Origin of the sequence: Odoribacter sp. AF15-53 (genome assembly GCF_003479425.1) — a bacterium.
GTDB lineage: Bacteria > Bacteroidota > Bacteroidia > Bacteroidales > Marinifilaceae > Butyricimonas.
The window spans coordinates 145,937-167,056 of the sequence record NZ_QUHC01000004.1 but is presented as its reverse complement, the minus strand read 5'-3'; the positions used below and the strand labels follow the sequence as shown (position 1 = coordinate 167,056).

General features: G+C 43.8%; 18 protein-coding genes. 4 read left to right on the top strand and 14 right to left on the bottom strand.

The window, feature by feature from the left end; all coding sequences use genetic code 11:
• Positions 1-45: 45 nt before the first annotated feature.
• The 7 genes from DWW52_RS10550 to argS form a co-directional block, all read right to left on the bottom strand.
• A complete protein-coding gene (locus tag DWW52_RS10550) occupies positions 46-618 on the bottom strand; it encodes an RNA polymerase sigma-70 factor (protein WP_118715474.1) in 573 nt (190 codons plus the stop codon).
• A gap of 126 nt (positions 619-744) precedes the next feature.
• Complete coding sequence (locus tag DWW52_RS10545; protein ID WP_118715473.1) at positions 745-1,518, bottom strand: inositol monophosphatase family protein; 774 nt, start codon at positions 1,516-1,518, stop codon at positions 745-747.
• Positions 1,519-1,523: 5 nt separating this feature from the next.
• Positions 1,524-2,549, bottom strand: a complete 1,026-nt coding sequence (locus DWW52_RS10540; protein WP_118715472.1) for an FKBP-type peptidyl-prolyl cis-trans isomerase — start codon at positions 2,547-2,549, stop codon at positions 1,524-1,526.
• Between the two features lie 32 nt (positions 2,550-2,581).
• Positions 2,582-3,607 carry an FKBP-type peptidyl-prolyl cis-trans isomerase gene (locus DWW52_RS10535; protein WP_118715471.1) on the bottom strand — a complete coding sequence of 342 codons (1,026 nt, stop codon included), beginning with the start codon at positions 3,605-3,607 and terminating at the stop codon, positions 2,582-2,584.
• A 4-nt stretch (positions 3,608-3,611) separates the two neighbouring features.
• Positions 3,612-4,457 (bottom strand): histidinol-phosphatase, encoded by an 846-nt coding sequence (locus DWW52_RS10530; protein ID WP_118715470.1) that lies wholly within the window; start codon positions 4,455-4,457, stop codon positions 3,612-3,614.
• Positions 4,458-4,460: 3 nt separating this feature from the next.
• Positions 4,461-4,970: a flavin reductase family protein gene (locus DWW52_RS10525; protein WP_118715469.1), complete on the bottom strand. Its 510-nt coding sequence runs from the start codon at positions 4,968-4,970 to the stop codon at positions 4,461-4,463.
• A 42-nt stretch (positions 4,971-5,012) separates the two neighbouring features.
• Positions 5,013-6,800 (bottom strand): arginine--tRNA ligase, encoded by a 1,788-nt coding sequence (gene argS, locus DWW52_RS10520; RefSeq protein ID WP_118715664.1) that lies wholly within the window; start codon positions 6,798-6,800, stop codon positions 5,013-5,015.
• A 198-nt stretch (positions 6,801-6,998) separates the two neighbouring features.
• On the opposite strand from argS, the gene DWW52_RS10515 reads away from it, so the two are divergent.
• Complete coding sequence (locus DWW52_RS10515) at positions 6,999-8,141, top strand: S9 family peptidase (RefSeq protein WP_118715468.1); 1,143 nt, start codon at positions 6,999-7,001, stop codon at positions 8,139-8,141.
• 176 nt (positions 8,142-8,317) lie between these two features.
• On the opposite strand, the gene DWW52_RS10510 is transcribed toward DWW52_RS10515, so the two are convergent.
• The 7 genes from DWW52_RS10510 to DWW52_RS10480 form a co-directional block, all read right to left on the bottom strand.
• Complete coding sequence (locus DWW52_RS10510; protein ID WP_118715467.1) at positions 8,318-9,583, bottom strand: TolC family protein; 1,266 nt, start codon at positions 9,581-9,583, stop codon at positions 8,318-8,320.
• Positions 9,584-9,771: 188 nt separating this feature from the next.
• Positions 9,772-12,807 carry an efflux RND transporter permease subunit gene (locus DWW52_RS10505; protein WP_118715466.1) on the bottom strand — a complete coding sequence of 1,012 codons (3,036 nt, stop codon included), beginning with the start codon at positions 12,805-12,807 and terminating at the stop codon, positions 9,772-9,774.
• A gap of 9 nt (positions 12,808-12,816) precedes the next feature.
• On the bottom strand, positions 12,817-13,866 hold the full coding sequence (locus DWW52_RS10500) for an efflux RND transporter periplasmic adaptor subunit (protein ID WP_233556827.1): 1,050 nt from the start codon (positions 13,864-13,866) through the stop codon (positions 12,817-12,819).
• 356 nt (positions 13,867-14,222) lie between these two features.
• Positions 14,223-14,999, bottom strand: coding sequence for a 3'-5' exonuclease (locus tag DWW52_RS10495; protein WP_118715465.1), 777 nt, complete (start codon positions 14,997-14,999; stop codon positions 14,223-14,225).
• Between the two features lie 124 nt (positions 15,000-15,123).
• Entirely contained in the window at positions 15,124-16,248 is a 1,125-nt protein-coding gene (dnaN, locus tag DWW52_RS10490; protein WP_118715464.1) for a DNA polymerase III subunit beta, read from the bottom strand.
• A gap of 18 nt (positions 16,249-16,266) precedes the next feature.
• On the bottom strand, positions 16,267-17,658 hold the full coding sequence (locus DWW52_RS10485) for an aminopeptidase P family protein (protein ID WP_118715463.1): 1,392 nt from the start codon (positions 17,656-17,658) through the stop codon (positions 16,267-16,269).
• A 416-nt stretch (positions 17,659-18,074) separates the two neighbouring features.
• Complete coding sequence (locus DWW52_RS10480) at positions 18,075-18,488, bottom strand: hypothetical protein (protein ID WP_118715462.1); 414 nt, start codon at positions 18,486-18,488, stop codon at positions 18,075-18,077.
• A 266-nt stretch (positions 18,489-18,754) separates the two neighbouring features.
• Here DWW52_RS10480 and mce point away from each other — a divergent pair, with 266 nt between their 5' ends.
• From mce to DWW52_RS10465, 3 genes are read left to right on the top strand one after another with little or no spacing between them, the layout of a single operon-like run.
• Positions 18,755-19,159: a methylmalonyl-CoA epimerase gene (gene mce / locus DWW52_RS10475; RefSeq protein WP_118715662.1), complete on the top strand. Its 405-nt coding sequence runs from the start codon at positions 18,755-18,757 to the stop codon at positions 19,157-19,159.
• Between the two features lie 36 nt (positions 19,160-19,195).
• Positions 19,196-20,755 carry an acyl-CoA carboxylase subunit beta gene (locus DWW52_RS10470; protein ID WP_118715461.1) on the top strand — a complete coding sequence of 520 codons (1,560 nt, stop codon included), beginning with the start codon at positions 19,196-19,198 and terminating at the stop codon, positions 20,753-20,755.
• A gap of 14 nt (positions 20,756-20,769) precedes the next feature.
• Positions 20,770-21,108 (top strand): OadG family protein, encoded by a 339-nt coding sequence (locus tag DWW52_RS10465; protein ID WP_158582560.1) that lies wholly within the window; start codon positions 20,770-20,772, stop codon positions 21,106-21,108.
• The last annotated feature ends 12 nt before the right edge of the window (positions 21,109-21,120 follow it).

Here is a 21,120-nt window from a genome sequence, read left to right as displayed (position 1 = left end):
TGTGACAAAAACAGAAATTTTTTTCTTTAAAAAATGATTTTTTTATCAGGAAAGGAAAATGGTCAACCAGAATGAATTGGAAGAACTCTTCATTTTATCACGCAAGTATTTGAAACTACGACTTTTCTGTGTTTTTACCGTATTAATGGATATGCCCAACTCTTCGGCAATTTCGTTACCGGAGTGACCTTTTATACTCAATAAAATAATCTTCCGTCTCTCTTCCGGAAGCTCATCAATATAAAAATATAGTTGCCGTATTAATTCTTCACGCACGGTATCGGCAAATTCTTCATCCGTGAATTCGACATTTTCTTCCTGCAAAAATTGCTGCACGTAACGTTCCTGAAACTTTTCTCGACGCAAATGCATCATCGCCTGATTATAAGTCGAACGATATAAATAATAAGTAAGATCGTCCACCTTGGGAAACTTTCTGGTATTTTTCCAGACATTCATCAAAACCTCCTGCACCAAATCTTCCGCAACAACAGTATCCTTAATAATTCTATCCGCATAAGAGCATAAGGCAGCATAATAATAGATGAAAACACTCTTCCAAGCCTTCTCATCCTTATCATTTACCCCACGCAAAATTTGAGTCTCATCAATTCCCATATAAAAGAATACTCCTTTGTTACAAAGGTATATAATAAAAAAGAACTTTCTATCTTATGGAGAAAAAATTATACCTTTTGTTAATACGGGAAATACGTAAACGAATAAATGGGCTTTACTGCCCATTTATTGAATATAATCTCGTATCTTTTGTAACAGTAGTGGATTTGCCGCTATAATGGCAATTCCCCGATCATCCCGGAAAGGTTCAACATGCCCTCCCGCTTCCTGCACGATTAACACACCAGCACACACGTCCCAGAGTTTCAGTCCCAGTTCCCAGTACCCGTCTAGGAACCCGGCTGCCACGCCACAAAGATCGTAAGCCGCAGAGCCCATACGCCGTATTCCCCGAAGATGCGGCAGGATACGACTTAAATTGTCGATATTATTCACGGGATGTATTCCCTTGTCGTAAGGGAATCCCGTTGCCAACACGCTGCGATCAAGCTCCGTTTTATCGGACACGTGAATCTGCACCCCGTTCAGAAACGCCCCTTTTCCCCGGATCGCCGTGTACAACTCATCCAGATAAGGAGCGTACACCACGCCCAGTAACGTCTCTCCCCGATATTGAAGCCCGATAGACACGCTATAAACGGGTAATCCCTGGCTGTAATTATTCGTCCCGTCCAATGGGTCGACCACCCACAAATAATCACTATGAGCATCATGTTCCCCGCTCTCCTCTCCCAACACGCTATACTCCGGAAAATATTTACCGATCCGCTCGATCAACATGGACTCACTCAATTTATCCACCTTCGTCACGACATCATGCACCGTTGACTTCGTCTCGATATCCAAGTGCCCCCCCCGGAAATAGGATCGTTGTACCTCTCCCACTTCCTTTGCCCATGTCACGGCAAGTTCTAGGGTATTTTCTAAATCAATAATCATGGAGATTAGTCTTTCTTAGCATTCTTTTTGGTAGATATAACCTTAACCTTGTACAAAAGAGTTGCATAAGGAGGTATCAAATACTGTTCATTATAATCTTTCAATCCATTGTAACTATATCCCATGCCCGAAGGGACAAGAATACAAGCCTCTTCCCCGACTCTCAATTTAGCAATCCCTTGTTTAAGACCCACTATTTCCACTCTGGGCAAGTATAATGTAGTTTTCTCATCCTCCTTCATTTCGGTAATCACGCGATTCTTGTCGTTAATTTCATCCAAAATGTAAGTATCAAAATGTATTGTTACACTATCCGTCAATTCTACCTGCGTTTTATCATCAGACTCAACAAGTATCTTTGCAACTTGCGTAATCGTATCTTTCCCACTTCCTTCATTCAGAGGCAATTTTATGATATCACCCTTTATTTCATCCTTAACAGACTCCAGAAAGTCATCAATCAGTTTATTCTCATAAGCCAGCAAGGTCATATCCTTAATCACTTTCTCCACAGTATACTCATAATAGAAGTAAGTAGAACCACCCCAAAAACCGGGAGTCATACTAGAATAAAGAGCCTCTGCTTTTGTTCCTTCCGGGATATATTCAAAAACATCGGCCATAGGATCAATTTCATCATCCTTTGTTTTCATAAACATATAAACAGGTCCACCCAAGGCAACAAGCGGAGTTACTCCACTACCAACAGCCACACTCGGATAAGTCGCATCCAAGATTGTTCCATCAAGTGTTTTCCTGACATAATTATACAACACGAAATCTCCATTCCCAGCCGTTACTCCTTCTTGCTTGTAATTAAACACATAAGCATTAGCGACAAATTCTTTTCCTCCGACCGACCCTTTATATTCAAAAAGCTGCTTTGGATTTTTATCCTTCACGTACTCGGCCAATTTTTCCTTTTCTTTCTCATGTGCCCCATACCAATCATAACTGTCATCATCATCGGAACACCCGACGAAACCGCTTGCCAACAAGACAAGCATCATAATTAAATAGTTTTTCTTCATTTCCGTTTTTATTTAGCTGTTATAAAAATAATCTATTCTTCTGTTTTCGGGGCAACGACCTTACGAATCCTGATTTCATAAAGCAAGGTCGTGAGAGGAGGAATCAAATATTGTTTTTGTTTTGTTCCATTGACCGTGATATCGCGAGTTGTCCCCACACCCCCGTAAGCCATTCCATAAGGAACGACGATCTGGGCTGAATCACCTTCCTGTAAACGCTGCATCCCTTTCACCAACCCCGACGTGTTTCGCTTCTGCCAAGTATCATTAAATAGAATCTTCACGGAATCATGGGCAAATCGACCTATTTCCAACTGTAGCCCACCTTTCTCCCTCAATAATGCGGTAGAAAACTCCAACAAAACCGAATCCCCGGTTTGAATTTTCCGGTCACCCGTTCCCTTTTCGATAAGAGCGGTGTAAGTTGTTGTATCCGATACCAAATCCGTATTAGGATAATCTTCAAAAGTCTCCAATGCACCAAGAGGATTTAAATATCCTTGTATTAATTTCTCTTCATTCTCTTTCACATCCATGACAATCTTACGAGAAAGCAGTTTATAATGCAAAGGATTCCCGTAATTTCCTCCCGCCAATATAGAAGGTACAATCATTTCGCCCCCCATTTCTCCAACGCTGATATGACGCAAAGCCTCTGCCACGTAATCATATTTTTTCACCGTATCCAAACGATAAAAAACAGGTCCGCCATAAGCATACGTAACGGGAATCAAAGAATCAGCTATTTGCGGATCGGTCGTGTCTAATTTATCCCCCTGCAAAAAGAACTTCTCGTAGTCCATCAACACCCATCCCGTGTCCTTGGCAACCTCACCACTGTTGTCATAGTTAAAAATATAAAGCGTGTCGATCAACTGCCCGTGCACGCTGTAATACTCGATATAAAGAATCGGAGAAGTAATCGTGCTCAAATACTGGTGAATAGCGATCTTTTCCTTCTCCAGGGTATCAATCAAATCATCCTCCGGCCCGTCGGAATTACACCCGGCGAACATCAATGCGAACAAACCGCCTAATAGAATCAGAAATTTATTCATTACTTTAGTTATTATCTATTGGTACTTCTACCCACGCACCCTGACGCAAACGCATCGTGCTTTTTATGCCCGCTTCCCGCAACCACTCGAAAGCCAACGCCCGGTTATCATTCACCAATTGAGGTAAATGGGCATCGGAATTCACCATCACGGGAATATTCAACTCTTTCAACCATTTAAAATACTTCACGTTCGGGAACATCATCCCCTTCTTCGTGTAGGCTTTCGTGTTCACTTCCACCATAACACCTTTCTCGGCGATCAACGAGCAGTATTCCCACAACAACTGGTTATACCATGCCTGCCCGGTCAACGTGCTGTCCATCAAAGAACCGTTCATGGATATTTTATCCAGATGTGCCACGAAATCAAAACCTCCCAATTCCACCATCCGGGAAGAAGCCCGGAAATAGGACTTCACCAGATGCTTCAGATCATCATGAAACACCAAGCGCAAATTCTCCGAGAAATCTTCAAACTTCCCATCCATATCCATGATCTCGCCCGTTTGCTCTTCAGTAACCAAATGTACCGAGCCGATGCGATAATCCAACGGCATCCGTTGGAAATAATCGACAGCAGGCCCCCACTCGTCATTCAGATAGTCAATCTCCATCCCCACGTATAGCTCGATTTCTCCGGCATACTTCTCCTTCAACCGCTTAATTTCCGACAGGTATGCCTCCACCTCCCGCTTGCTCAACGACCATTGAGTCTCGAACGGAAGCGGCGAATGCGAGGAAATCCCGTAACTGTGAAAACCCGCCTCGATAGCAGCCTTCACGAAATCCTCTGTCGGAGCTTTTCCGTCACAAAAATTACAATGACTATGATAAGTACATAAATCCATTGGCTACTCCTTCACCCAAGCGTTAACTATCTCTGCCACGTACATCTTATGAAAATCCTTCTGACCGTACTGACTGTCCACGATCTTCTGATCCGCAAATGCCTCTTCTTTCAGAAAGTCTCCATACAACTTCTTACACTCCAACACCAAAACAGCTTCCTCGAAAGCCGGATTCCCCGCCTCCGTGAAATAAGGTGTCAAACCACTCTCTTTTACTTTATCAACCTCCCTTCCGGAAACCGTACCGCATACATTTAACGCCTTACGATATTTCTCGTCAAAAAATGATAACGTGAACCCATTCTGCTTCTCCGAGAACTCGAACGTGTAACGTTGCGGACGCACGAACACCATCACCACAGGCTTGTTCCACAAATATCCCATTGACCCCCAACTAGCCGTCATCATATTAAATTTCTCCCGATTCCCGGCTGCCACCAACATCCAATCCTCCCCGATCAACCGGATCACGTTCTTATCTATTTCCTTCGGTTCTATTTTTTTCATTTCCATTTCATTTAAATTGTAACCTGTAACTCGCCGCAGGCACCCCTCTTACATTCTCTCCGGCATCTCGATTCCCAACATCCCCATCGCACTCTGGATCGCCACGCTACACTGCAAAGCCAGCAACAGACGTAAATTCCGAACCTGCTCGTTCTCCTCTTTCAATATAGAGTAATCATGATAGAACTGGTTAAATTCCTTCGCCAGATCGTACGCGTAATTTCCCAGTAAAGCCGGACTATAATTATCACCCGCCTCTTTCACCACGGCAGGTAACTTGGCGATCAACTTGATCAAGTTCTGCTCTTTCTCGGTTAATTCCGTGTGAATATCAGCTAAAAGAATGATAATACCACTCTCGCCCGCCTTGCGCAAAACGGATTTGATCCGCGTGTAAGTATACTGGATGAAAGGGCCCGTGTTTCCATTAAAATCAATTGATTCTTTCGGGTTAAACATCATTGTCTTTTTCGGGTCTACCTTCAATATAAAATATTTCAAAGCCCCTAAAGCCACCTTACGATACACCTCCTCGGCTTCCTCTTGCGAGTATCCTTCCAACTTTCCTAATTCCTCGGACGTCGTACGAGCCGTGTGGATCATTTCGGCAATCAGATCGTCGGCATCCACCACGGTACCCTCACGGGATTTCATTTTTCCCTCCGGCAACTCAACCATACCGTAAGAAAGATGCTTGATCTTGTCGGCCCAATCGAAACCCAACTTCTTACAAACCAATGACAATACCTGAAAATGATAAATCTGTTCGTTACCCACCACGTAAATCTCCTGATCCATGTTGAACTCGTTGAACCGATCGTAAGCGGTACCGATATCCTGAGTCATGTAAACCGAAGTTCCATCATCCCGCAACAACAATTTATGATCCAATCCCTCTGCTGTCAGATCCGCCCACACGCTTCCCGTATCTTTCCGATAAAGCACGCCATCGGCCAATCCCTTCAACACGAGATCCCGCCCTTTCTTGTAAGTCTGCGACTCGAAATATACTTTGTCAAACGAAATTCCCATCATCTTATAGGTCTCGTCAAAACCTTTCAATACCCAATCATTCATCGTCCGCCACAAAGAAACCACCTGTTCATCCCCGGCTTCCCATTTACGCAACATCTCCTGAGCTTCCAGTAATATCGGGGCCTCTTTCTTCGCCTCCTCTTCCGTCCGCCCCTTGTCCATCAACTCCTTGATCTGAGCCTTGTACTCCTTGTCAAAACGCACGTAATAATCGCCCACGAAATGATCCCCTTTGATTCCCGTGCTTTCGGGCGTGGCTCCATTAGCAAACTTCTCCCACGCAATCATACTCTTGCAGATATGAATTCCCCGGTCGTTCACCAGATTCACCATAATCACTTCGTGTCCGTTCGCTTTCTGAATCTCGGATACCGACCATCCTAGGAAGTTATTCCGGATATGTCCTAAATGCAAAGGCTTATTCGTGTTCGGTGAAGAATACTCGATCATGTACGTTTTTCCGCTCGATTTCTTCACGTAGCCGTATTTTTCCTCTTTCGACACGTCATTCAACACCTCAATCCAGTAAGCCGAAGAAATCACCACGTTCAAAAATCCCTTGATCACGTTATAAGTCTCCACCTCCTCAATATTTTGTTTCAAATACTCTCCCAGCTCTTTGGCCGTCTCTTCCGGCGATTTCCTGGAATATCGGGTAAATGGAAAAACGACCACTGTTAAATCCCCGGCAAACTCTTTTCGGGTCTCTTGTAATTGCACGTCTTTCTCGGTTAATTCAACCCCATAACAAGCCTTCACGGCTTCCAGCACCTGCTGAGTAAGCATTTTTTCTATCGTCATATCGCTCAAACTTTTAATACAGTTATCCATTGATCTGCAAAAATACAATTTCTTAGTGTAAATCCCCGCTAAACCCGAAAAAAAACACCCATCCTGGTTAAAATTAAAAACTAGAAATATAAAACTGAACATGATTTTCTCTTATAATCCCGAATTTATTCCTTACTTTTGATCTTGAACTTACAAATCGATCTAGTGATGATGAAAAAATTAATCTGTTTCGTATGTATCGCATGTCTGTTTTTCGCCTCATGTTCAGACGACAAGGATAAAGATATCGCCCGTTATTTAATTTTCGTCACGCAAGAAAAAAGTTTTTCATCCCAAGATATTCAAAAAGCTTACCCGGAAATATTCAACAATTACCCGTTCTTATCTTCTTTTGTCAAAGACATCCGGGTGATAGCCATCAACTACTGGACAAAGGATGTTAACAACAAAGATGTCGTTGCTTCGGGTATCATCGCCTATCCGGCCGGAGAAATCAAAGGAATTACCAGCATACAACACTCCACTCTGTTCTTAAAATCACAGGCGCCATCATTGGTATTGCTTTCACCGGAAATCATCCCCGTTTTCTTTAACCAAATCGTGGTCATGGCTGATTACATCGGGTTCGGAAAAACGCACTCTCTCCCCCACCCATTCATGCAATCCTCTATCACCGGACACACTTGTCTCGACATGATCCGTGCCGGGAAAGAATACTTGACGTCGCAAGGTTTTCAACTCCCGGAGGAAATCACCCTCGCCGGATACTCGCAAGGAGGTAGCGCCACGCTAGCCTTGCTTCGAGAAATGGAAAACTCGTCAACCTCCCCTTGGAAAGTAAAACAAGTATACGCGGGAGGTGGCGTTTACGATTTCACCCAAACCTATCAGGCATACCTGAAACAAAATATCATGTCTGCCCCGGCCTTTGCCCCCTATCTGATTTTGGGACTCAACACAAAGAACGAAATGCAGCTTGATGAATTGTTTATAGATCCCCCAAAAATAGAAAGTTTGTATGACGGACAACACGGGCTAAATGAAATTAATTACCAACTGGGAAACCGTCTGGATGCGATCCTGCATCCGGATTTCTACACTGCGGCCAAAAATACCTCTATCCAACGTCTGGATCAGTTATTAGCAGCAAACACGTTACTCAACTGGATTCCCGAAGCCCCGATTACATTCATGCACTCTCCAACCGATGATTACGTTCCCTACTTCAACACCCAAAAAGCTTTCGACGAATTTCAAAAAAGAGGTTGCAACGTAAAATTAACAGACCTCAAAGGCGATCACGCCACCGGAGCCATTAACTTCTTTATCAAAATACTGCTAAACAATTGAAAAAACGAGTTCATAAAGTTTATAAAGTCCATAAAGTTTATAAGGTCAATGGACCCCTGCGGGGCGCTTTGTTCACAGCAGCTTGTGCTGCTGAATCACAGAATCGGCAATCTCCCAATCACGGAATTTTTCAATCTAAAATCATTAAATCTAAAATTAAACGGGCTTTCAGCCCATCAAAGTCCTCCCAAAATCTTCACGTACTCGGCATAGGCTACTTTATACTGGTAATTAGCTGATACCACGTTCGTATATGACTGCAACCAAGTTGCCTGTGAAGAGAGTACATCCAGAATCGGTAATTTCCCTTCGTTATAACTGAACGTATTCAATTTCAAGTTTTCACGAGCAATTTCCAACGTGGAATTAGCGATCTCCACCTGTTTCCAATTCTCATTCAACTTTACCCAGGCGTTCGCCAACTCCTCCTTCACCTGATCTTCCACCTTACTCATGGCTAACTCCTTGCTTGTTTCCATCGCCCGATTTTGCTTCACGTATTGACGTTTCTCTCCCCAGTTGAAAATCGGCATGCTAAATTTGGCAAAAGCCACTGTGGCAAACTTCTCCTTTCCATCCACGTTGATCATTGGTGTTCCCCACGTCTCTTTCAATCCCACGGCAAACTGTGGCAAATATTTGGAACGAATAATCTTCGTTTGTTGTTTTGTCAAATTAAAATCCTGCGCAGCGATCTGGTAATCAGCCCTCCGCTTCAAGGCAACCTCCAAAGGCTGCAACGCCGGAACAATCACCGGTTTCTGTATCGAATCAATAATCACCACCTGTTCTTCCAACGGGGCCCCCATCATGATCTTAAACGACTGCATTGCCGTTTGATAATTCATACTCCGGGTAGATTGCTGCAACTCGGCTTCCTTCAAACGAGTTTTCACCATTAAAAGATCAGTCTTACTAATCGCCCCCTCGTCAAAACGTTTTTGCACGATCCCATCCAGTTCCCGCACAATCATCACAAACTCTTGAGAAATATAAAACAGGCTCTCGTTCGCCGCCACAGTCCAATAACTCACATCTGCCGCATACACGATATTATCTATGGTTAGTTCTTCTCCCAACCGGGCAATCGCCTTCTGCAACTTAGCAGCCTCCTGCTGTTTCCGTACCGCACTCCCCGAATACACGTTCTGCGATAAAGCGGCTTCAGCCGAATAATTATCATGTTTCAAATCCACTCCTGGCATAAATTCCAGATCCTCGATCTGGTAAGAATAGTTTCCACCCAATTGTAATTTCGGGAAGAAACCCGTCTTTACTCCTTTCAAGGCATATATCGCTGCTTTGACGGTCTCTCTCGATTGTTTTATATCCTGGTTATACTCCAACACCTTTGCCCGGTACTGTTCCACTGTCAAAGTCTGAGCCTTTCCGCTTACCATCGTTATTAATAGAATTCCTATTGTAATAATAATTCCTTTCATAATAATTGAAAATTATTTCATTCTAAATTTCCTTCAACTTTATTTCTAAACTTCCTCCCCCCTTCGGGTACTCCCTCTATAAACAGAGGAAGAGCTACACTACTCACCGTCTTCGGGAAAAGTCTCTAGCTCCAACCCTGTTCATTGAGAAGGTTGCAGCGAAGCTGACAGAGGAGTTCAATCTAAAATTAATCGGCCTTTATCCTAAATATCAAACAATACGTCACTGGCAATACCACAATCGTCAATAAACTGGCAACCAGCAAACCTCCCATAATACAAGCCGCCATCCCGCCAAACATGGCATCAAACAGCAACGGTAACATTCCTAATATCGTGGTCCCCGAAGCCATAGCCACCGGAACGATTCTCGATTTCGTCGCCTGCAACACAGCATCCAACGGGGCCAGCCCGTTTTCCTGCTCGATCCCGATCTGATCCACCAACACAATCGCATTCTTAATATTCATTCCGACCAAGCCCAACACGCCTAAAAGAGCAAAAAAGTCGAACATCTTATCCATCACGAGCAAACCGAACACGACCCCGATAAAGATCAACGGCACCATCAACAATATAATCGTCGGTTTTCGATAAGTCTTAAAAAGCAACAACAGCACAATAAACATCAATATGAAAGTCAACGGCATATTAGCAGCCAAAGCCTGATTGGATTCCACCTGACTCTCGTCCTCCCCAAAAACCTTCATCTGATACCCCTCCGGAACATCCATCTGTTTCACCCGGCTCCACACCTGCGAGAAAGCCGCTTTCGTGTTAGCCCCCCGTTTCGGGTCACATTGTGCCATCATCACCCGGTCCCGGTTATACCGCTTAATCACGTTGTAGTGATAATCATAGGCAAAACTGTCCACCACCTGCGCTAGGGGCACCGTGAAACCTTGCGTGGCAAACACAGGTAACGTTTTCATGTTATCCAAATTCTTGCTATCGAAACCATCCTCTTTCAACAGGATCGGCATAAACAAATCCTTCTCCCGGTAATCCCCGAGGGCCAATCCATTCGTGGCGATCTTCAAGGCATAAGCCACCGATTGACGGGTAATCCCCAAACGTTGCCCTCTCTCCTGAGAATAAGCAGGTTCCCAAACCGGGACTTTATTTCCCCAACTACCCCGGACATCGGTCACCATGTCACATCCCCGCATGATCTGCATGGCACGTTCGGTTAAATTCGCCAGCGTATCAATATTTTCCCCGATAAAACCGATCTCTATCGCAGCTTCCACAGCCGGAGACATCTTGAACAAGGACGATCGAATCAACACATCCGGGTAATTCTCCCGCACGTAAGTATTCAAACGTTCTTCCACGACCGGGGATTGTTCTTTCCTCTGTACCTCGATCAACAAGTTTCCGAAATTCGCCTTCGGCCCGAAAGAGGTACTTGCTAGATAATACCGGAGCGGCGATCCCCCGATCGTCACGGAAACATTAGTCACCTCTTCTTGCCTCAACAAATAACTTTCGATATCCGACATCATCTTCTCGGACTCCCGGATACTAAAACCCTCCGGCAAAAAACAATCGGCCCGGAAATAAGGTTTATCCATACTCGGGAAGAAATTTTGGGGCATAACCCCCATGACATATAAAGATAACAGGAACAGGCAAAGCACCGAAACAAGCGTGATCACCTTATGCTTGATCAATCCGCGCAATAACGAAACGAACTTGTTATAAAATTTGGTATCATAAGGATCTTTCGCAGGACCATCCGTATTCTCCTTCAACATGAAATTACCGAACACAGTTGTCTGCGTCAAGGCTAAAATCCAACTTAACGCCAGAGATACGGCCAACACGATAAACAACGGTTTCACCATCTCGGCAACAGCCGAAGGCGCCAAGTACAACGGCAGGAAAGAGAATATGGCAATCAACGTCGCTCCCAACAATCCCCATTGCGGAACCGTAGCCCCCTTAATCAAAGCATCCCGTCGTCGCATTCCCTTTTTAATCAATATTTGAGCATTATCCGTGACCACGATAGCATTATCCACCAACATACCCATGGCGATAATAAAAGCAGCCAGCGACGTCCGGTTCAACCCCACTCCCATAAACTGCATAATCAACATCGTTCCCCCGATAGAGAACACCAACGAAGAACCGATCAGAAATCCGGCACGGGTACCCATGACCAACAGGATAATAAATATCACGATCGCCACAGACTCCACCAGATTCAACAGGAACCCGTTGTTCGCCTCTCTCGCAATCTCGTTCTCCGGGTAAAGCGTCACCAGTTCGATTCCCACGGGCATCATCTCCTCCAATTGTTGCAACCTCTCCACTACCAGCCTCCCTGTCTTCACCACATCCCGTTCCGGGTCGGTTGAAATTCCGATACCGATAGCCCGTTTACCGTTCACCCGCATCAAGCTACTCGGCGGGTCCATATACCCTTTTTCAATCGTCGTGATATCTCCCAGTCGCACCTGCTGGCCGCTAGTTGTCACGATCAACTGGTTCCGGATATCATCCAGCGTCTTGTAAGTCCCATCCGCCAGTATCTTCAACTCAATATTTCCCGCACGTTTCTCCCCCGTGTTAATCAATGAATTCTGAGATTTAATCGTCTGCATCAACGAGTTCAGATCAACACCCGAATTCGCTAACTTCGACATGGAAATAAACACGTTCACAACCTCCGTCTGTTCTCCATACAGGGCCACCTTCTGCACCCCGTCCACGGAAACCAACTGTGTCTTCAACTTCTGTCCCCACTCCCGCAAATCGTGATATGAGAATCCCTCATCTGCCGTCAACCCGTAATATATACCGAACACGTCCCCGAAATCATCCGACACGCTAATCGTCGAGGCTCCCGAAGGTAACGAAGGTTGAATGTTCAACACCTTGCGTCTCAACTCGTCCCACATCTGCGGCATCTCCTCCGGCGGGGTTGCCGGGCTCAATTCTATCTGAATCTTGGACATTCCGTAATACGAATCAGATTTCAACTTGTAAACCCGACGCATGGATTGTATCTCTCTCTCGATCGGTTCCGTGATCAACTGCTCTACCTCACTCGGGGTAGCTCCCGGATACCGAGTTATAACGACCGCCGTTTTTATCACGAAAGGCGAATCTTCCTTTTTCCCCAACAGATCGAAAGAAAACACTCCCCCGATCAAGAGAATGGCCAAAAAGAAATAAATTACCTTCGTGTTATCTAGCGAATATTTAGCTATATTCATAATCTCTACTTATTTTAGCAACTTCACTTTTTGACCTTCCGTTATATAATTCGTTCCCGCCACCACAATCACATCCTCATTGGTTAGTCCATTCCGTACCATAATCTTATCATTCCCGAACAACTGCCCGATCTCCACCGGTCTACTGCTCACCGTTCCAGTCTTAGCCTCGTACAGCCATACACACGTCTTACCCGTTGTCGAATCTTTAAACAACGCACTCATCGGCACGATATAACTATTTTCATCACCCGCCTCAATCTTCAAGTTTACCTTGCAGGAAAAACCCGGATATATATTATGCTCGTCTCGGGAAAACCTGGGATCATCAATCGACAATTTCACCGGAATACCCGTCCCGTCCGGGGAAGCATCAATAAACTCCTTCACCTTGGCCTTGAACCATATTCCCTTATAAGTATCAAATTCCACCGCCACTGTCATCGGTGTACGAGTCAGATCAACACTCGTCTCGGGTAACGTGAAACTTACCGCCAGCTTATTCGGATTCACCAACTTTATAATAGATTCTCCCGGGGATACTTTCTGGTAATTCTCCACGAATTTCTTCTCCACAAAACCATCAAACGGAGCCCGCAATTTCGTATCTTCCAACGTGTTTGCCGAAGCCTCGTAAGCAGATTTCCCTTTTATATAATTCGCCTCGGCAATCTCGTACTCCTGTTTGGATATCGCTTGCATGGACAACAATCGTTTATTTCGTTCCAATTGTGATTTTGCCGTCAGATAAGCGGCTTTATTCGCCTCGTATTGTAACTTATAATCCAACGGATCTACCGCCGCAATCACTTGCCCCTTCTTCACTTTCTGTCCCTCGTCCACGTTCATCGAGATAAGCGGCCCCGACAATTTAAATGCCAGATTACTGTACTCTTCCGCCTCCACGATACCGGTATACAATTTGTTCACCGCACCCAAAGACTCTACATTTACCACTTTAACAGGCCGAACAATATCCTGATACGTATTATTCCTCTTTCCCTTACATCCGATCCATAAAAGAACAGACATAGCGTAAACCATCCATTTAAATCTCATAAACCATCGACTATTTAATTACGTTTTTCTTTTTATCATTCCAACTCTCAGCAAAATAGTAAGAAGTATATCAAACCTCCATGAAAAAAACATGTAACAAATTGAACATCCAACACCCTCTATCATCCCGATGTTTTTTGCAGTTTCATTCTCATCCCGCCCCTATCTACAAAGCCATCCACCTCGTTAAGAACATGACCATTACATCCCGTTCTTCTAGTTCTTTTCACACGTATACGAAAAAGAAATCACAAAGTTTACAAAATTGTTTCCCCCACACATTTCTCACCTTAAAATAAAAAGAGTACCGGAATCTCAACTTCCGGTACTCTCGCATATTTTAAAATCAAAGAAACTTACTTCAACAATCCTGCCGTTCGCAAACGAATCTCCGTCAGAATTTTCTTCGTGTATAACGGGAACTCACCATTTAACATCCAGGCAAAATAACCAGGCTGCTCTTTCAATACCTGCACGACAGGTACTCCCTTATTTTTACCGAAATTAAACACTTCCACCCCGTCCTCATTAAATATGATAAACCCGGCAAAATCCGCCGTGTTATTCTGGGCTGAAAACTTACTCAGGAACGTGATATCATTCTCCAACGTGTCATTATAACGATCCAGTTGAGCCTTCAACACCTCATAAGTAGCCGTGGTGTCGGCAGCAGCCGTATGCGCATCCTCCAGATTCTTGTTACAATAAAAACGATAAGCTGCACTTAACGTACGTTGTTCCATCTTGTGAAAAATCGTCTGTACATCCACGAACTTCCGCTTACGCATATCGAAATCCACGTCCACGCGCAAGAACTCTTCCGCCAGCAACGGAATATCAAAACGATTCGAATTATAGCCTCCCAAATCACACCCCTCGATATAGCGCGCCAGATCTTTAGCGATCTCCTTGAACGTGGGACAATCCTTCACATCCTCGTCATATATCCCGTGAATAGCTGACGCCTGTTCCGGAATATGCATCTCCGGGTTAACACGGATCGTTTTCTGTTCTTCTTTCCCATTCGGCATCACTTTCAGAACCGAAATCTCCACGATCTTGTCCTTCGCAATATTAATACCCGTTGTTTCTAAATCAAAGAACACAATCGGGTTGGTTAATTTTAATTCCAAAACCTATTAATTTTAGATTTATGATTCTATCCATTCTGTAATTTAACGATTGACGATTCAATGATTTCCACCAGCGCCATGCACGAACAATCACGAAATCATTGAATCGTCAATCACCAAATTATTAAACCATCATCGGCATCAACAACATCAACAAATCCTCGTTCTCGTTATCGCTCTCGTACGGCAGGAACAATCCTGGACGACTCGGATCGGATAACTCCAATACAAAAGATTCTGTGTTAAGGTTGGATAATATCTCTTGCACGAAAGGAGACTTGAAACCGATAGCCATCTCTTCTCCCTCGTATTGACAAGTAATCGTTTCATGTCCGGACATAGCGTAATCCACATCCTGAGCCGAGATAACGATCGTCCCGTTGCTTAAATCAAACTTCACCAGGTTACTAGCCTGGTTAGCCATCACGGATACGCGTCTCAACGAATTATACAACTCCTTCTTCTCGATAATAATCTTCTTCGGGTTATTTTGCGGGATCACGGAGTTATAATTCGGGAAACGTCCTTCTACCAACGTACAAACCATCTTGTAGTTTCCGAACGTGAAGCAAGCCATTTTCTCGTTAAATTGCAAACGCAACTCGCTATCATCTTTCGGTAATATATTTTTCAACAACAAAGACGGCTTCTTCGGTAAAATCAAAGAGAATTGATCCCCTTCAGTCTTAGCGTCAAAACGTTTGTAACGTACCAACTTGTGAGCATCCGATGCCACGAACGTGAAATTCTCCCCGTTCATCTCCATCAGGATACAATTCATCACCGGACGCAAATCATCATTTGCCGTGGCAAATACCGTACGGGTAATACCTTCCAGCAACATTCCGCAATTCGTGGTAATCGAGTTAACGCTCTCGTCCATCCCCGATTGCACCGGATAATCCTCGGCACTCTCACCCGGCACGGAAAACTCTCCCTTGTCCGAGATAATTTTCACCTCGTTTGTTCCGGTATTAATATCAAATGTCAACGGTTGTTCCGGGAATTCTTTCAAAATATCCAACAACAACTTCGCCGGGATCGTGATACTTCCTGGGTTTTCCAAGTTCTCCAACTCGATCTTGGCCTCCATGGTCGTTTCTTTGTCGGAAGCCGTGGCGTACAACATGTCGTCTTTAGCAACCAACAGAATATTATCCAGAATAGGTTGTGCAGGTTTTCCACTAATTACCTTACTCACGGCCTGCAACCGCATCAAAAAACTACTACTTGAAACAACGAATTTCATATCTACTCTTTAATAATTTTATCCATTTATCGTATTCTCCACCTCTTCCACCGTAATCGGGGCACGACGATCACCCATACATTTACAGCCATTCTCCGTGATCAAAATATCATCTTCCAAACGGATTCCACCGAAATCCTTGTACGTCTCGATCTTGTCATACACTAGGAATTCCTTGTGCAAACCTTGCTCTCTCCATTGATCGATCAACGCGGGGATAAAATAGCAACCCGGCTCGTCAGTCACCACGAATCCCGGTTGTAACTTGCGTCCCATACGCAAAGAGGAAGTACCGAACTGATCGATTGGCCGGGTTTCGTCGTCATACCCCACGTAAATCTGACCCAAATCCTCCATGTCATGCACATCCAATCCCATCATGTGTCCCAACCCATGAGGCATGAACAATGCGTGAGCTCCAGCAGCCACGGCCGTATTCACGTCACCCTTCATCAAACCGAGATCCTTCAATCCCTGAGCTAACACCTTACAAACTTCCAGATGCACGTACTGATACGTCACGCCCGGACGAGCAATTTCCATAGCCTTATTGTTACAAGCTAATACAATATTATATACCTCCTTCTGACGTTGGTCGAATCTTCCACCCACGGGAACCGTACGGGTAAAATCCGAACAATAATTCATGTTATTCTCTGCCCCGGCATCCGTCAGCATCATGCGCCCCACGGTCAGCGTCTTACTATGATCATGATTATGCAACGTCTCGCCATTCTGCGAAAGAATCACGGGGAAAGAAACCATGCTCCCGTAAGAAGCGGCGATACCCTCGATCAACCCGGCGATATATTGTTCCTTTTGTCCCGGCAACGCATGTTTCATTGCGGCCACGTGCATCTCGTATCCGATGTTACAAGCCAGATTAATTTGCTCGATCTCGCAAGCCTCCTTCACGGAACGCAAAGCAACCACAGCCTTCACCAACTCCAATGAAGAATAACTCTTCACCAGTGAGTGATGAATTCCCAGCAAATCTTCCAATAATAAAATATTGTGATAACGATAAGGCGGTAAGAAATGAATCTTGCGTCCCTGGCTAATAGCTTCCTTCAACACTCCGGACAATTTTCCAAAAGGAGCGGAACACGTCACACCGACACTGGCAGCCAAATCCTTCACTTTCGGTTGTGGCCCCATCCAAATAATATCGTCCATGTCTACATCATTCCCATACAAACAAGCCTCCCCAGAATCCACGTCCATCACCCCGGCGAAACCCGGTAGATTCAAACCGAAGAAATAAAGAAAAGAACTATCCTGACGGAATTTATACGTGTTAGCCGGATAATTTGCAGGAGCTTCTTCATTACCCAGAATCAATACCAAGCCGCCACTCATCTTATTGATAAGTTGCTTTCTTCTATTTACATACACGCTTTTATCAAACATATCTATTATTTTATTTAATGATTAATTTTCGTTGTCAAAATGAGTTGACAAGGTATAAATTTTTTTTCAATGTCACAATCCGAAAATTCATTTAAATCTGAAAACGATCTTTACAAGACTGTTTTATCGTTCTTTTTTTTGAGCTACACAAAAAAAATACAAAAACGATCCTCCCCTATAGCGAAAGAATGTCAAATATAATGCAACCACTCATCAATCACTATATCAAAACTAACATACGCCCATCGTAATAGAACATAGATAGATAGATAGATAGATAGATAGAAAAAAAGATAGAAACTAGAGTAAATGGAATATAAATATCTATAATTATCAATTTCAATATAGGACTATTTACCAACACATTACAGTCTATTACTCCTAGTACTCCATAAACCGGAACAAATATATTTTCCTTATCTTTTCGATTTATTCCGGAAAAGTAAAGCCCCAAACGGTAAGCATATCCCGGCAATCACCACCTGATAAGCCCCGTACAACACGCGGGTTTCATGAGCCAACGTGTCACTAGCAACGGTCATCCCGGCTCCTTCGCGATTCAAATAGAGCATGATTAACTGCCACAACACCATGAAAGCGGCAAGCAGTGAACAGCCCGACCCGAGATACAGTAACCCCATCGTCATATCCTTCCGGAGTTCTTTCCGGAACCCGAAGAGAAAAGTCACGGCAAACAGGATAAACGTAACCCAACCGATAGATTCATACCCCATTACCATCCCGTAACCTCCGATTTCATACCAAGGTAAAAAAGTGGCAATCATACCGATAATCGCAATTAGAAATACAACAAATTTTTGCTTACTCATAACATTCCATATTATTTTATTTCAATATTTTCTACTTCACCTCTCCCATGTCTACGGAATTAGTTGTTATGAAGTTATAAGTCTATTATTTAAAACAGATATAAACTTCTTTTTTTTTGAAATATTTGCTGATTTTACTTGAAAATCGCAAGAACAATGAGTAGTTTCGCGCTTTAATATTTTAACGAGGAATATCCTCTGAAAAGATGCGTGAAATTTATGCTAAATGATTAAAATACAATAATTAATTTTTAATGTTTTTTATTATGAAACCGACACATATCGAACACATCGGCATTGCAGTTGCCAGCTTAGATGAAGCAATTCCATTTTACGAAAACGTTTTAGGATTGCAATGTTACGCTATTGAAGAAGTAAAAGACCAAAAAGTAAAAACAGCTTTCTTTAAAGTAGGACAAACCAAGATCGAATTGTTAGAATCCACTGATCCGGAAGGACCTATTGGTAAATTCGTTGAAAAAACGGGTGGTGGCATGCACCACATGGCGTTTGCAGTAGAGGATGTTCAAGCTGCATTGAATGACGCTAGCGCTGCTGGTTGTCAGTTGATCGACAAAGCTCCGCGCGGTGGTGCAGAAGGTTTAAGAATCGGATTCCTTCACCCGAAATCAACCTGCAGAGTATTGACCGAACTTTGCGGAACAAAATAATTCTCAGACAAATTAGCCTATATAAATTATCATATTATGACAAATCAAGATAGAGTCAAGGAGTTAATCGAATTACGAGCTCAGGCAAAACTTGGAGGGGGAGAAAAGCGTATTGAATCTCAACACAAAAAAGGGAAATATACGGCACGGGAAAGAATAGCCATGTTACTAGACGAAGACAGTTTCGAAGAGTTTGACATGTTCATAACACACCGCTGCTACAATTTTGGTATGGAGAAAACCAAATTTTTGGGAGATGGTGTAGTAACCGGTCAAGGAACAATTGATGGACGTCTCGTATTTGTTTTTGCTCAAGACTTCACAGTTTTCGGTGGAGCTCTTTCCGAAATGTTAGCTCAAAAGATTTGTAAGGTAATGGATAAAGCCATGACCGTGGGAGCCCCCATTATCGGATTGAATGATTCGGGAGGTGCCCGTATTCAGGAAGGAGTTAACTCTCTAGCCGGATATGCCGAAATTTTCGAACGGAATATCTTGGCTTCTGGAGTAATTCCTCAAATCTCTGCTATATTCGGTCCTTGTGCCGGTGGAGCCGTATACTCCCCAGCCTTAACGGACTTCATCCTGATGACCGACCAATCATCTTACATGTTCGTAACTGGCCCCAAAGTTGTGAAAACCGTAACGGGAGAAGATATTACGACCGAAGAACTGGGAGGAGCGGAAGTTCATTCAACCAAATCCGGAGTATCTCACTTCTTGGCTGAAAACGAGGAAGAAGGTATCGCTATTATTCGTGACCTACTTTCTTATTTGCCATCCAATAACCTGGAAGAAACCCCGATGATCGCTTGCAGTGATCCGATCGACCGTCTGGAAGACAAGTTAAATAGCTTGATTCCAGATAATCCGAATCACCCGTATAACATGATGGAGGTGATCGAAGCTATCGTTGATCACGGAAAATTCCTAGAAGTACATAAACGCTACGCCCGCAATATTATTGTAGGATTCTGCCGCATGGGAGGACGTTCTGTCGGTGTTATTGCCAACCAACCGAGTTTCTATGCCGGAGTTCTTGACATTGAAGCTTCGCGCAAGGCCGCTCGTTTCGTGCGTTTCTGCGACTGTTTCAATATTCCTGTTTTAACGTTGGTAGACGTACCGGGATTCTTACCGGGACGAGTACAAGAATATGGCGGTATCATCACTCATGGGGCGAAATTAATGTTCGCTTACGGGGAAGCCACGGTTCCTAAAGTAACAATCACTTTACGGAAATCTTACGGAGGGGCTCACGACGTGATGTCATGTAAACAATTGCGCGGAGACTTCAACTACGCTTGGCCTACCGCACAAATTGCCGTAATGGGAGCCAAAGGTGCTATCGAGGTATTGTACGGTAAGGAACTGGCTGCATTCACGGATCCGGAGGAAAAAGCTAAATTCGTCGCAGAGAAAGAAGATGAGTACAACACGGCATTCGCCAACCCGTACAAAGCTGCTTCTTATGGATATATTGATGACATTATCGAACCGCGTAATACTCGATTCCGCATTATTCGCGCTTTCCAGTCTTTACAGACGAAACGTGTTACCAACCCGATGAAAAAACACTCTAATATACCTTTATAAAATAAGATATGATCATGTTAACAATCAATTGGGGCTATGCGCTCCTCGTTACGGGAATTGGAATGTGTACTGTATTTTTGTTGCTTGTTTTCCAAATTTGGATTATCAACTTGTTGACAAAAATTGTTAATAAACAGGAAGATCAAGTGAAAAACGATCCCGCTATAGAGGAAGCCTCGGTAACAACCGACACACATCCGACGCCACATGAACAGGCTGCCATCGCGATGGCCATGCACCTGTACTTTGACTCGCATGATGAAGAACCTCACGTTATCACCATTGAAGAAGTCGAAAGACGTTATTCTCCGTGGAGTTCTAAAATTTATAGCATGAGAAATCTTAACAAGTAACAATAAAAAGAT